Below are 13,485 nucleotides of genomic sequence, written 5' to 3' on the forward strand. Positions count from 1 at the left end.
TTTTGTGAGATTAGTCCAATAACTATACCAAAACTAACGAAAATCTACGACCTTTATTTTAATAAAAATCTAATGTACAGCAAGTTATTTCACCTTTACAGGCTCTTTTTCTGCCGCAAATAGATCTTTTACGTCCACTTGATGTTTAATGAGATCATCAAAATTCTCGCGTTCACGAATTAAAATAGCCTTGCCCTTATGCCATAATACTTCGGGCGGTCGAAAGCGAGAGTTATAATTACTTGCCATAGTGAAGCAATACGCACCTGCATTTCTAAAGCACAGAATGTCTCCCTCAGATATTTCATTAATACGGCGATTACTCGCAAAAGTATCGGTTTCACAAATATATCCGACCACAGAGTAATAGCGCTCTCTTCCTTTTTCATTGGAAATGTTCAAAATTGAATGAGACGCGCCATAGAGCATAGGGCGTATCAAATGGTTGAATCCGGAATCGATGCTTGCAAAAACTGTTGAGGTGGTCTGTTTTACTACGTTTACTTTGGCTAAAAAGAATCCTGCTTCGCTAACCAAAAACTTCCCTGGCTCAAAGGCTAGGGTAAGTTCTTTTCCATATTCCTTGCAAAACTCATTGAATCGAGAGCTGAGTTTTTTACCCAATTCTTCAATATTAGTCTCAATGTCACCTTCTTTATATGGTACCTTAAATCCGCTACCGAAGTCAATAAAATCCAGATTTGGAAAGTTTTTAGCGGTCTCGAAAAGTATTTCTGAGGCATATAAAAAAACATCAATATCTAATATGTCACTGCCTGTATGCATGTGAATTCCGTTGATATTCATCTTGGTGAGATCAACGATACGGAGTAAATGCGGTATTTGATGAATGCTGATTCCGAATTTAGAATCGATATGACCTACAGAAATATTAGAATTCCCTCCTGCCATCACATGAGGGTTTATACGAATACAAACAGGAATATCAGGATGCTTGCTACCGAACTGCTCTAGAATTGAAAGGTTATCGATATTGATTCGGACCCCAAGTTTTGCTGCCTCTTCAATTTCTTCTAACGAAACTCCATTAGGTGTAAAAATAATAGACTCAGGTTTGAACCCGGCCAACAAACCTAACTGAACTTCTTGAATAGAAACGGTATCTAGGCCACTACCTAAGCTATTCATTAGTTTTAAAATAGCAATATTAGATAATGCCTTAGCGGCATAATTTAATTTCAATTTCTGAACACCCTTAAAAGCATTCGTCAATCGACGATACTGAGAAATAATTTTTTCTGAATCATAAACATATACAGGGTCTCCGTATGTTTTTGCTATTTTTAATAAATCAGCATTTTTCATAGTGCAAAGCATTTTGAACAAAGCTAACTTTCTTAGTAATTCCAACAAAAAAAAAGAGATGAAATATAAATAATACAACAATTTGTTAAATTTGTAACAAATTAGAAAATATCATTTTCTTGGCTTTCAGGAGTTGGTATTGTATTTTTACTAAAATTGCTATTATTCTATGAAGTTACCTTTATTTCCATTACAATCTATATTTTTTCCAGGGGAAACCGTACCTCTACATATCTTCGAAGAGCGTTATAAGCAGTTGATAAGAGACTGTCGCGATGAGGCTATTACTTTTGGTATTCCTGTCTACATATATGATAGTATCCTCTTTGGAACGGAAGTGCAATTGGTGGAAATCGTAAATTCTTATGAAGGGGGTGAAATGGATGTTACTTGTGTGGCACGACAAGTTTTTAAGGTAAATGCCTTTGAAAACCAGATGGAAGGAAAATTATACGCAGGGGGTGATGTAGAGTTTTTAGATAATATCAATGATTCAGATGATGCAAGTAAAAAGGAAGTTCTCGGACTCATAGAAGCCTTATACAATTTGATGTCTGTGCCCTTTACACCAATCCCCGTGGATAAATTTCATAGTAATGTTCTGGTTCATAAAATGGGATTATCTTTTGAACAAGAGTACGAACTCTTGCAGATATCTCGAGAAAGTGAACGCTTGGCTTTCATAAAAAATCACCTGGTCACAACGATTACTGTTTTAGAGGAAGTAAATAGAACTAAGCAGACCATAAAATTGAATGGGGACTTCAAAAATTTTGACCCTTTAGATTTTGATGACTACTCCATTAAATAGCTCAATCTTTTATCCTTTTTTTCTTCAAATACTGTTCGCTATTATTTTAGTGTAAATCATAATCGTTTCCTATTTTTGCATCCGAACCTAAATACAGCTTTTATATATGAATCTTCACGAATATCAAGGAAAAGAAATTTTAGCCAGTTTTGGAGTGCGTATTCAGCGCGGTATAGTCGCACATAATGCCAAAGAAGCAGTTGATGCAGCAAAACAATTGACTGCTGAAACAGGTACTGGTTGGCATGTAATTAAAGCACAAGTTCATGCTGGTGGACGTGGAAAAGGAGGCGGAGTTAAGCTTGCCAAAAACTTGAAAGAAGTAGAAGAGATAGCAGGTCAAATTATTGGTATGAATTTGATCACCCCTCAAACTTCAGCGGAAGGCAAAAAGGTACATAAAGTGCTGATAGCAGAAGATGTTTACTATCCCGGTGATAGCGAGACGAGTGAATTCTACATGTCTGTATTATTGAATAGAGGTTCTGGAAAAAACATGATTATGTATTCTACTGAAGGTGGAATGGATATCGAAGAGGTTGCTGAAAAAACGCCACACTTGATTTATACTGAAGAGATTGATCCCGCGGTAGGTTTGCTTCCTTTTCAGGCTCGTAAAGTAGCATTTAATCTGGGGCTGTCAGGAACTGCATTTAAAGAGATGACCAAGTTTGTAGCTTGTTTATACAAAGCATATGTTGAGAGTGATTCTAGTATGTTTGAGATTAATCCGGTTTTAAAGACTTCTGATGATAAAATCATGGCCGTAGATGCCAAGGTTTCTATAGATGATAATGCTTTGTATAGAAGAAAGCAGTATGCTGAAATGCGCGATCTTCGCGAGGAAAATCCAATTGAGGTAGAAGCTGGTGCTTTGGGTTTGAACTATGTTGATTTAGATGGTAATGTTGGATGTATGGTTAATGGTGCAGGACTTGCCATGGCAACGATGGATTTAATTAAAATGGCAGGTGGAGAGCCCGCTAATTTCTTAGATGTAGGAGGTACTGCAGATGCCAAAAGAGTAGAGGAAGCCTTTCGTATCATTTTGAAAGATGATGGTGTGAAGGCAATTCTAGTGAATATCTTTGGAGGCATTGTTCGTTGTGATCGCGTAGCAAATGGTATTGTTGAAGCTTACAAGAATATGGGTGATGCCATCAAAGTTCCAATTATAGTTCGTTTACAAGGAACAAATGCTGAAATAGCAAAAGAAATCATAGATAATTCAGGTTTGGCTGTTCATTCTGCTGTTCAGTTTCAAGAAGCTGCAGATAAAGTTAAAGAGGTATTGACATAGCAGTACCATATCAATTCAAGTAAAATTAGAAGGGCTAATGTTTCGAAAACATTAGCCCTTCTTTTATTTCTTCTAACATTTTTCAAAATAATATGGCAATTCACTTCAAAAATCTAGTATTCAATTCATACTGATTAAAAGATTTTATCATTTTTTTAAGCTGTTATAGTTACCATTAAGCCCTTCGTTTAATGGTGATTACCTACCTTTTGCTTTTTAAATTTGGCATCTTTAATAGAGTCGTGAATTGATTAAATAAATGTTAAAAATATTTTTTGCTGTAACATTCTTAATTCTGAGACGTCTTTTTAGTAATCATCAATTAATTAATAATCAAATTCTGAAAACAATTCGTCAATCAACGAATCAGAGTTAAAAAACAAACAAGTCATGAAAAAAGTTAGTGTAATGCTAGTAGCAGCTTTGCTACTTTCTACAGGAAGTATTTTTGCAAACGATTCAAAAAAAGGGGTAGAGCCAGCCAAAAACCCTAACCTGTCTGAGCAGATAGGAAATTACTTAAACGACAACAACTTCGACGAAGAACATCAAGGTTATGAAGCCCAGGTGCTTTTTATGCTAAATGACGACAAAGAAATTATTGTGCTGTCTGTTGATACAGATAAAGAAGATCTTGAAGGTTTTATCAAAAGCAGATTAAACTATAAAGAAGTTGATTTAAACAGCTACGAAGCAGGTAAAAAATACACGGTATCAGTACGTGTTGCTAGTTAAAGGTTGGTCAATGACTAGCAATTTAAAAGTCCTATCTCGAGTAAATCGAGGCTAGGACTTTTTTTTGTTCTTATATTTTACGGGATCTATATCCCGACTTGCTTTTTTACGTTGAATCGCTTTGTAGACCGGTTTCGGTTTATCAGTTTTCTGAGCGAGTTTCTTTTGAGACAAAACTTCTCCAGGGTTTTTTGGATGCTCTTTGGTGCCACGCAAATGGATTACCAAACCATTTAGAAAGTTTCGCAATACTTGATCACCACACTCCATATAATTCGGATGGTCTTCTTTTCTAAAAAAGGCACCCAATTCACTTTTAGACATTTTAAAATCAGCCAGTTTCAAGATGTCTACAATTTCATCATCCCTCAGCATTAATGCCACACGTAGTTTCTTGAAAATATCGTTATTGGTCATACAATTCTATTTCATCGCAAGATATTACAAAATTTGTGTCGCCCTTTAATTTCAGGGTTGTTTGTCGATAATTTATACGATGTGATGCCTTTTTTTAGTTATACTATAGAAAATTGAACCTTTCAACCCTAAACCTATGAGTACCTATAAAGAGAAGCTAAGTATCCTTTCTGAAATGATTGCTTTTGCAAAAGTTGATGATTTGGTCAAAGATCCGGAGTATCATTTTCTGCTGAATGTTTCAAAGCAATTGGGTGTTGAGCGTGAAATCTTTGACGGTCTTTTTGAAAAGGAAAGTGAGCATCTCATTCCTAAAACTGAGGCTGAACGTATTCTACAGTTTCATCGATTGGTTTTATTGATGAATGTTGACCAAGTTCAAGAAGAGCTCGAAATTCGACGTTTGCACGATATGGGTTTAGGTATGGGTTTGCCGCCATCTGCAATTGACCAGGTACTTTCTGTTATGCATAAGTATCCAAACAATGTGGTTCCGCCTGAAGTATTAATTGATATTTTTAAGGCGCATTATAATTGATACTATTTTTAATTTAGGTGCTTGGGTGTTTTCTTCAAAATGCATATTAGAATACAAATAAGAAATTTCTTTAACTACCACCTCATCTTTCTAATTCTTCATATGGTGACAAGTTAAATAAACATTTAAAAATAATCTTCCACCTCTTATATATTCCACATCTCGGTTAAATGATATGGATTCATATGTCCGTGGGGCTAAGAATGGCCTATGTTCATCAAGACTACTGGTGAAAAGGCGTAAGTGATGTTTTGCCCTAAATGGTAGTAGAAAAGGTCTAGGATATAAAAGATCATCTTCGGAAGATTTCCATATATATTCTCCTTTCCATTCTCCAGGATATTCGGAGTTTAATATCCACCAATTTGCACCTGGTGGTTTGTCTAATTCATATACCATTACAGTCGGACCTTCTATCAAAGACCCAACTGATGTACCAGCACCTGTGAGCCAGAAATTTTCACTTTCACTATTTACCCCAAGTTCGTAGTGCTCTAAAACGCTAACTGGTGCATAAAAGAGAATCATTAAATTATCTTTTTTAACGCGTATTACATGAAAACTTCCTTGCTCATAACACTGTACCGTATTGAATTGGTTCATTGATAAAATTTGTTCTCCTGGGGGTGGCATATACCCCGGTTCTCCCCAGTTTGGATAGTCAATATGTTGAGAATTAACAAACTCGTCTTGACTTGTGATTACAAAAGACCTTAATTGTTCATGATTAGAAAAATATTCTTCTTCGGTATTTGTAACCGAATCTGTAAATAAATTTGCCCATGCTGTATTTTTTGCTGTCAAAGGACATTCTGTGCATCCAAATTTCATGTGATCCGTGAAACTAACTGAAACTGTTCCGTCAGATTTAATAGCAAAAAATCGTATGGGGATTATATCACAAAGATCCCTGATAAACTCGCAATTATCAAGGCCTAATTCAAGGTCTATACTTATTGTATTTAAGGGCTCTCCAACTTGAAGAGTAGGGAATATTACGTAGGCTCTTTGGTCGTCACCAATACTGAAGCCGATACCATTTACTTGACTTTCACTATTTACATATCCTAATCCGAGGCTCAAAACACCATTTTCGTTGATTTCGACATCTCTATCAGGAAACGCGATCAAATCACTATCTGTTTCAAAAGAAGAAAGGTCACGAACCTCTAAGTTCAGGTTATTCGATAAGGAGACTTTGACACGCTCTATGTACTCCTCTTGGGTAAGTGTCGGTGAACTGTTAGTGTCATTTTCGTCACTTTCAACCTCCTCTTTATTTTCTGCAATAGTTTCTTCTCCTCCGTCTGCTATGGGTGTGCTATCATCATCACAATTTCTGCAGCAACTACTATTTATAAAAAAGGCAAAAGCACATAATAGTAATACTATATTTTTCATGTTTACTAGGATTTTAATTAACTGGAAGAGTACGGTTATTTGATTCTCGTCCTTTCTACACTACAATGTTAATTCACCGAAAAAATTAAAGCTATACCCATTCAAGGGTATTTTTCTTGTATTTTGACTCCTATATAGTTTTTGAAGACGACCCCTAAAAGTAAACTAATGTTAGATTTTAAAAGTTTACTGAAGGGTATGGGACAATGAACTCTCACAGTTCGGGCAGAAAAGTCTAAAATAAGGTGGGGTTAAATATACTGGATGAAATTTACTAAAAGCGGGTTTGTTAAACTTTCACATCGTTTTCTACATGATGCTATATTAAAGAGCGATTAACCTCCAATTAGAAATTAATCGCTCTTTATAATGTAAAATGTTGTATCACATATTTTATACGAAGACAGCTTCCTCAGCAGTTCTTCTATTTTTTTCCAAGTCTGATTTCACACTATCTAGTTTCAATCCAATAGTTATGAGAGCTGCTTTTCCAAGAGGAAGTCTAAGAGTCGGATTATCCGAATTTGCTAAATCGATAATAGCTTTTGCAGCTTTGATCGGATTGCCTTCTTGTTTTCCATCGACACCCTTTAATTTGGCTCTAAAAGCCCCAGCTGTGTCCGAATAATCCTCAATTATGTTTTTGGCAAGCCCAAGACCATTTCCGGCGAATTTTGTACGGAAAGGACCTGGTTCAACTATCGAGACTTTAATTCCAATGGGAGCAACTTCTTGCGCCAAGGCTTCGCTAAATCCTTCTAGGGCAAACTTACTTGCATTATAAATACCAAATCCTGCGAATGCTTTTATTCCTCCATGGGATGAAATCTGAATTATGTGCCCGTTTTTTTCTTTACGCATAAAAGGTAGAACTGCCTGTGTTAATTTAAGTGTTCCAAAAAAATTGGCTTCAAAAACTGTTCTTACCTCCTCCATCGAAGTTTCCTCAATGGCTCCCACGAATCCCATACCAGCATTGTTTACCAGTACGTCTATTCGTCCAAATTTTGAGATTGTGGTTTGCACGGTATCCTCGATATTCTTCTCATCGGTAATGTCCAATAAAATGGCATAGCCCGAGTTTGAATTTTTATGATTGAACTCCTCAACTTGTGATGCAGTCCTAAAAGTACCTACAACAAAATCTCCTGTACGCATTACGGCCTCGGCAAGTGCTTTACCCAATCCGCTTGATATTCCTGTGATAAACCAAATACTATTTTTCATTATATATGTTTTTAACGTTATATAAAAGTGTTTTTTGAAAGTTATCAATGGTATTAAACATGGTTTCTTTATTCTCCTCCTCCGTTTTCAGTATTGCTTCAAATCGAATGTTATAGGTGTCAGAATTCTTCGAGACTATGCTGATTGTGGCTTTGTAGTATGACATAGGCATGGGCGTTTCGAGCATTTCATAGGAAATGATTCTTTTCTTATTATCCAATTTTGTGATACTCTCAACTACTCTAGCACCATTGGATTTTAAGATTAAGGTAACTATAGAGCCTTCCCCATTACCTACCATTTCGGTCCTTTCGATAATTTCAGGAACTAATCTATCCAGATTTCCAAGATTGGAAATCGCTGTCCATACTTCGTCCATTCCATTGTTCATTTCAATACTATTTGAAATTTTTAATTTCTTTGAAGTTTGACCTGCAACAAAATTTGAAATAGAAACAGCGAGCAAAGTCAAGATTATTATTTTATGCTTTTCCATAATTCATAGCTTTTTTAATAGTTCCAAATTGGAAGTATGTGATGATTAAAAAAAATAGGGTTGGCAATAACCATATTCCGTTTCCTATGAAATCGTGTGCGATGTGGAAGGCTGAGATATTGAAAATTACAGGCAACAATAATAGCCACCCCAAAAACTTGGTTTTTGGCTCAGTAATCAAAATTCCACCGACAATTTCCGCTAGTGCTACAATAACGAATAAGTATGATGTAAACATTGCCCCCATAAAACTTTGAGCTGTTGGGTCAGCAGGTGGTTCAACAGGAATAAAGCCAAAGAACTTATTTAGTCCAAAAATGACCATTAGGATTGCCAATCCCCAAATTGAAATAGTTTGAATAGTATTTTGCATGAGATTATTTTTTAAGTGAATCAATGATTTCAGATGCTTCTACTCTGATCCTATAATCGCCACCTGCAGCTTTTGCAAAAGTGATAGTTCCATCCTTTTCAATTATGTAAACAGCAGGAACGGGCAATTCTCTTGAGTCGTCCGAATAATGACCGTCAAAGTCCAATCCAAGTTCTGTCATTGTTTTTACCGGTGCATCATTATTTTTGAATACGGTCGTATAATTTCGTGCAACGATATTCCCGTTGTCACTCAAAACCTCAAACTTGAGTTTGTTCTTTTCCTTTATGCTCAAAGATTCGTCAGGTGTTTGCGGTGAAATAGCAACCAACTGAGCTCCTAAGGCTTGGATTTCTTCTATTGTATTTTGATAATGAGCTAACTGCAGATTACAATATGGACACCAAGTGCCTCTATAGAAAGCTAATACAACTTTCCCTTTTTGAAGTAGATTGGAAAGTTTTACGGTTTCATTGGTTGCATTTGATAGTGAAAAATCTGGTGCTTTTTCTCCAATTTTTAATTTAAGAATCGATTGATGTTGAGTGTGTAAAGCTTCAGCGTCATTATCGAAGACCCTCAATACATTTTCGGGTAACATTTTGCCTAAATTTTCTCTTAACCCTTTTAGGTTATCTTGGTAAGTATTTGTTTGTGATGTTGTACTCATTTTACTTTGTTTTAGATGACGTCAAAATCGACGATACAAAGTTGCGGCCGTTGGGGGGCTTAAAAAATGAACTACATTAGGAAATACCCTTGAACTAGATTAAGATTTTGCGGAAAGATTTTTTCTTATTTTGGACATAAATTCAGGTGTCATCCCCAAATAGGATGCAATTACTTTCTGGGGAACACGCTTAACAATGTTGGGGTAACGCTCTAATAATTCCAAATACCGTTCTGCTGCAGTCATACTTAAATTTGACAAAGCCCGTTTTCGTGAAAAGGCAAACGCCCTTTCCGTAGAAGTCCTGAAATATTCACTTAATCCATGAATTTCTTGACAAAGACCCTCGATGTCGTTGTAGGTCATTTGAAATATCGTAGAATCCTCCAAAGCCTCAACAAATAGCGTTGCTGGTGTTTGGGTGATGTAGCTGTAGAAATCACTCACAAACCAATCCTCAATAGCAATTTGAACGGTGTGCTCCCTTCCTTCATTATCGACGAAATAAGAACGAAAAGCACCTTCCACAACATAATTTCTATACTGACAAACGTAACCAGGTTGATCTATAAATTGACGCTTCTTAATTTTTGTTGTTCGGATGATGGATATCAGTCTTTCCTTTTCCTCAATTGAAAGAGAAACATATCTATCAATATTCTGTAGTATGTTTTTGTATTGTTCCAGAGGCTAAAAGAATCTATTTTGATAATTGCTATTTTTTCAGATTATAAATATACAGATAACTAAAAGTCCCTGACTTAATCTAGTTTAAGAAAAAACTCATTTGGTTAATCTTTGAAAGTATATTTAAACGACCGTTTTATTGAACTTTCACATTTCTTCGTTTATAACTCTTAACAAGTTCATTTTTTCGGTATAATCCATTAGTTTGTTTTTAGAGGTATAATTATACTCAATATGCTATTCGGTTATGTCAGGGTCAGCACGAAAACCCAAAATCCCAGTTTACAAATTGATGCACTTCTCAAAGAAGGAGTAAAAGAAAAGAACATTTTTAGAGATGTCTCTTCTGGCGCAAAGGCGGAACGTCATGATTTAGACCTGATGATTTCAAGACTTCGAGAAGGAGATACTGTTATCGTTTGGAAACTTGACAGAATTGCACGCAGTATTTCACATTTATTAAAGTTGGTGGACCAATTTGAAAAACTTGGTGTGAAATTTAGAAGTATCAATGATCCATTTATAGACACAACTTCAGCTCATGGCAAATTTGTAATTACGCTTTTTGGCGCAGTAGCACAATTAGAAAGAGATATTATTATTGAGAGAACAACTGCAGGACTAAAAAGCGCAAGAAGAAGGGGAATTCAACTAGGTCGTAAGAAGGGTCTTAATAAAGTGGCCAAACAAAAAGCTATATTAGCGGCATCTTATTACAAGGAGAATAATTTGCCGATTGTTGATATCATGAAGTTGGTGGGAATTAAATCAAAACCTACTTTGTATAAATATCTAGCAATTCAGGGTAGAAGAAATTGCAAGGAATGTGGAGTTGTTTTTTGGGATAAGCATCAAAAAATGGAAGAAGCTCTATGTAAAAAACATATAACCACATCTAACAAACACATACGACCAAATGCATGAGCCGAACCTAAAAAGAATAGTCTTTCATTCGAAACAGGATATGTCCGCAGGCAATCACTTGGAAAGAGCAGAATTAATACTGAAATCCAAGGTCGCAAAAGATGACCTAGATATTAACGATATTCTTGAGCGTTATCATATCAAAAAATACCTTGATAACGGATTATATCTCAAACAATGGACTAGCGAGGAAATAAGTGCTTACAAGATAAAAGCAGAAAAATACAAAATTGAAATTGGCAATTTTTTTTCAAAAATTAATTCTGAGAATATTGAAAAAATATACAAGACTATACCATACAATTATATTGAGTCATTTTGGGAAATAGTAAATAATTACAAAGTTCATCAAAGGGTTTCAAGTAACAAACTGAACGAAATTTTAGGGAAAGAACCAATTCTCATAAATAATCTGCTCCAATTCCAAGGTATTGTAAAACATTTTGATGCCGCTTTACGTAAATTTTTAATTGATTATGAAAAATCTGCTGAAATCTTGCTTTCTATTTATGAGATTAAGCATGACCGTGAGATTAAAAAGAAAATTCTCCCAAATAGTTTGTCAGTCGACGACAAAGAGAATATAATTTTAAAGTATTTAGATTCTGACGAGCCAAATTTGAATTATATTGGATTGATAGCGAATGCCAAGCATCAAAATGGTTTCCGCCTTTCTCCAAAAACAAGATTAAAGGCGAAACAATTAAATAAAAAGTTAATTGATAAATTTTTTCAAAACCAGAAGGGATTAAGATATGGTGTTTCAGTAGTTTTTTCAGAAGATGCGCCCTCTAAGGTGGATGTATTTATGGATGATGATCATATTGCAAATTATTGCTATAGTGTTCAATTCATAAAGGAGAATCAAGAAACGTACAGACTTTTCCAAAATTTCAGATACTTGTTCGATTATATAGACGAGTATGGAAGAATTACACTTCTCAGTAAGAAAAGTAGCCTAGGAGTATTTGAGAGAACTTTGGGTTTACGCTCAAAAAACGAATATGTCGGAGGTACTTCATTTTCTTTATCAGAAATGACATCGCAAGCTCAATTAGCTGGTTATGATAAGGTTTTAGACGATATCAATGTTCCCCTTTTAAATGTATTACGAGATATTTATACTTTGGACTTTCAGACCAAATATAACTTTCCAGATAATGCCAGGTTTTCTATTCCAAAAGCCGGCCATTCCGCCTTTGAGAAAATAAAAATATTGGCTCCAGAATTCGAATCAAGTTTGAAACAGTTCAAGTTATTTGTGGAAGATAGAGAAATAGACTTCGAGCTTTTGGCAATATCCTCAATGCCCTTAGCAATCAGAGACATCCCAAGTCTTAATGAATCAAAGTATCTTTACTTGAACGAGATAAATGAAAAGGTTGGTCATTACACTAGATTACTTTTCTCGGACCAGACACTTTTAGCATATGTGGATCCCTTTAAGGAAAAGCATTATCGCAGCCTGTTTGATCTACTTGCAAATGAAGAAGTTGGCTATAAAAATTATGAAGAATTTAGCAAACCTCAAATCAATTTTCTTGTCGAGTCAGGTTTATTAGAACTTGATAAAGACAGCAACATTCAAATGAAAAATTTTTACAGGATTATGATTCTAAAAGACATTTATGAAAATGAATTTGGTTCATTTTATCACTATTCTGAAGCATTTCAAAATGAGGCAAAAAAGATGATAGTAGAGAAGCTGATTTTTGCTGAAAGTTCATTATTTTCAAAGCAAGAGCAGTCATATTTCAACTATTATCTAAATAAGTCAGAATTTACTAATAGTTTAGATCTAAGAAATAGTTATCTGCATGGCACACAAGGGAAAGCAGAAAATGATGAAGTACACCAAAGCGTTTACTACATGTATTTGAAACTTGTTGTGTTGGCTTTCTTAAAAATTGATGATGACCTGTTCATATTTAATCATATGACCAAAGAAAATGTGTAAATGAATACTAAAAAACTTCAAATTACATTCATACATGAAACTGGCCATCATATAGCAAATGAACTAAATTATCGGGTATTCAAATTTAATAGAAAGACAGAATCGATATTCTTATATCCAAGTAACTCTGGTGATTTTTTTGATGGTCAAATTAAAGTTGCAAATAATAATGCAGAACATTATCACCCAGAAAATACATCATTGGAGTATATCAGAATATTTTATGGTTGCCTTTTCGAATGTTTGTATAGAGAAATAGAAATAAGTAAATGTCTATGTGAGGTAGCCAAACCTTCAGATATAAAAGAATGTTTATGTAAGGGTAGGGTAGACTATCATGATATGGCACATATTACAATGAGTAGAAATATTAAGAATAGATTTGATTGGTGGAGATATTTAACAGTTGAATATTTTTCGCTAATGAAAAACAATTTAGACCTGTTTCAAACAGTCTTTGAACTTAAAGTTCAAGATTTTATATTAAAGCAAAATAATGACTATGTTGAAATTAATCTTGATCAATTAAACATTGCCTTAGAGCCTTTTTTAATTGATCATAAAAAGGATTTCGAAATGGCAGTCGAAAATCTAAAGAAACTAAATATCTAATAACAAAAGTT

The 13,485-nt window shown here is 34.8% G+C and carries 15 protein-coding genes; 7 read left to right on the forward strand and 8 right to left on the reverse strand.

Features of this window, described 5'->3' with window-relative positions; translation table 11 throughout:
- Positions 1-84 precede the first annotated feature (84 nt).
- A complete protein-coding gene (gene lysA / locus ACKWCD_RS16770) occupies positions 85-1,326 on the reverse strand; it encodes a diaminopimelate decarboxylase (RefSeq protein ID WP_413985118.1) in 1,242 nt (413 codons plus the stop codon).
- Positions 1,327-1,495: 169 nt separating this feature from the next.
- Here lysA and ACKWCD_RS16775 point away from each other — a divergent pair, with 169 nt between their 5' ends.
- From ACKWCD_RS16775 to ACKWCD_RS16785, 3 genes are all read left to right on the forward strand, one after another.
- On the forward strand, positions 1,496-2,137 hold the full coding sequence (locus ACKWCD_RS16775; RefSeq protein WP_413985119.1) for an LON peptidase substrate-binding domain-containing protein: 642 nt from the start codon (positions 1,496-1,498) through the stop codon (positions 2,135-2,137).
- Between the two features lie 106 nt (positions 2,138-2,243).
- Complete coding sequence (gene sucC / locus ACKWCD_RS16780) at positions 2,244-3,437, forward strand: ADP-forming succinate--CoA ligase subunit beta (RefSeq protein ID WP_413985120.1); 1,194 nt, start codon at positions 2,244-2,246, stop codon at positions 3,435-3,437.
- Between the two features lie 390 nt (positions 3,438-3,827).
- Positions 3,828-4,172, forward strand: coding sequence for a hypothetical protein (locus ACKWCD_RS16785; RefSeq protein WP_413985121.1), 345 nt, complete (start codon positions 3,828-3,830; stop codon positions 4,170-4,172).
- A gap of 51 nt (positions 4,173-4,223) precedes the next feature.
- On the opposite strand, the gene ACKWCD_RS16790 is transcribed toward ACKWCD_RS16785, so the two are convergent.
- A complete protein-coding gene (locus ACKWCD_RS16790) occupies positions 4,224-4,589 on the reverse strand; it encodes a DUF1456 family protein (RefSeq protein WP_413985122.1) in 366 nt (121 codons plus the stop codon).
- Positions 4,590-4,725: 136 nt separating this feature from the next.
- Between ACKWCD_RS16790 and ACKWCD_RS16795 the strand changes: the two genes are divergently transcribed.
- Entirely contained in the window at positions 4,726-5,127 is a 402-nt protein-coding gene (locus ACKWCD_RS16795) for a TerB family tellurite resistance protein (protein WP_413985123.1), read from the forward strand.
- Between the two features lie 90 nt (positions 5,128-5,217).
- Here the strand turns inward: ACKWCD_RS16795 and ACKWCD_RS16800 are convergent, their stop codons facing one another.
- The 6 genes from ACKWCD_RS16800 to ACKWCD_RS16825 form a co-directional block, all read right to left on the reverse strand.
- Complete coding sequence (locus tag ACKWCD_RS16800) at positions 5,218-6,528, reverse strand: hypothetical protein (RefSeq protein WP_413985124.1); 1,311 nt, start codon at positions 6,526-6,528, stop codon at positions 5,218-5,220.
- Between the two features lie 393 nt (positions 6,529-6,921).
- Positions 6,922-7,755, reverse strand: a complete 834-nt coding sequence (locus ACKWCD_RS16805) for an oxidoreductase (RefSeq protein ID WP_413985125.1) — start codon at positions 7,753-7,755, stop codon at positions 6,922-6,924.
- Positions 7,745-8,251 (reverse strand): SRPBCC family protein, encoded by a 507-nt coding sequence (locus ACKWCD_RS16810; protein WP_413985126.1) that lies wholly within the window; start codon positions 8,249-8,251, stop codon positions 7,745-7,747. The genes ACKWCD_RS16805 and ACKWCD_RS16810 overlap by 11 nt, the downstream gene beginning before the upstream one ends.
- The gene (locus ACKWCD_RS16815; protein WP_413985127.1) at positions 8,238-8,624 is read right to left on the reverse strand and encodes a hypothetical protein; all 387 of its coding nucleotides are present in this window, start codon (positions 8,622-8,624) and stop codon (positions 8,238-8,240) included. Before ACKWCD_RS16815 ends, ACKWCD_RS16810 begins: the two co-directional genes overlap by 14 nt.
- 4 nt (positions 8,625-8,628) lie before the next feature.
- A complete protein-coding gene (locus tag ACKWCD_RS16820; RefSeq protein WP_413985128.1) occupies positions 8,629-9,294 on the reverse strand; it encodes a peroxiredoxin-like family protein in 666 nt (221 codons plus the stop codon).
- Between the two features lie 99 nt (positions 9,295-9,393).
- Positions 9,394-9,981 carry a Crp/Fnr family transcriptional regulator gene (locus tag ACKWCD_RS16825; protein ID WP_413985330.1) on the reverse strand — a complete coding sequence of 196 codons (588 nt, stop codon included), beginning with the start codon at positions 9,979-9,981 and terminating at the stop codon, positions 9,394-9,396.
- 234 nt (positions 9,982-10,215) lie between these two features.
- Between ACKWCD_RS16825 and ACKWCD_RS16830 the strand changes: the two genes are divergently transcribed.
- Genes ACKWCD_RS16830 through ACKWCD_RS16840 form a run of 3 tightly spaced genes read left to right on the forward strand, consistent with a single transcriptional unit; the run spans position 10,216 to position 13,474 of the window.
- Positions 10,216-10,905, forward strand: coding sequence for a recombinase family protein (locus ACKWCD_RS16830; protein WP_413985129.1), 690 nt, complete (start codon positions 10,216-10,218; stop codon positions 10,903-10,905).
- A complete protein-coding gene (locus tag ACKWCD_RS16835; protein ID WP_413985130.1) occupies positions 10,898-12,862 on the forward strand; it encodes a hypothetical protein in 1,965 nt (654 codons plus the stop codon). The genes ACKWCD_RS16830 and ACKWCD_RS16835 overlap by 8 nt, the downstream gene beginning before the upstream one ends.
- Positions 12,863-13,474 carry a hypothetical protein gene (locus tag ACKWCD_RS16840; protein ID WP_413985131.1) on the forward strand — a complete coding sequence of 204 codons (612 nt, stop codon included), beginning with the start codon at positions 12,863-12,865 and terminating at the stop codon, positions 13,472-13,474.
- Positions 13,475-13,485: the final 11 nt, after the last annotated feature.

This window comes from Maribacter taeanensis (assembly GCF_047345145.1).
Classification (GTDB): Bacteria; Bacteroidota; Bacteroidia; order Flavobacteriales; family Flavobacteriaceae; genus Maribacter_C.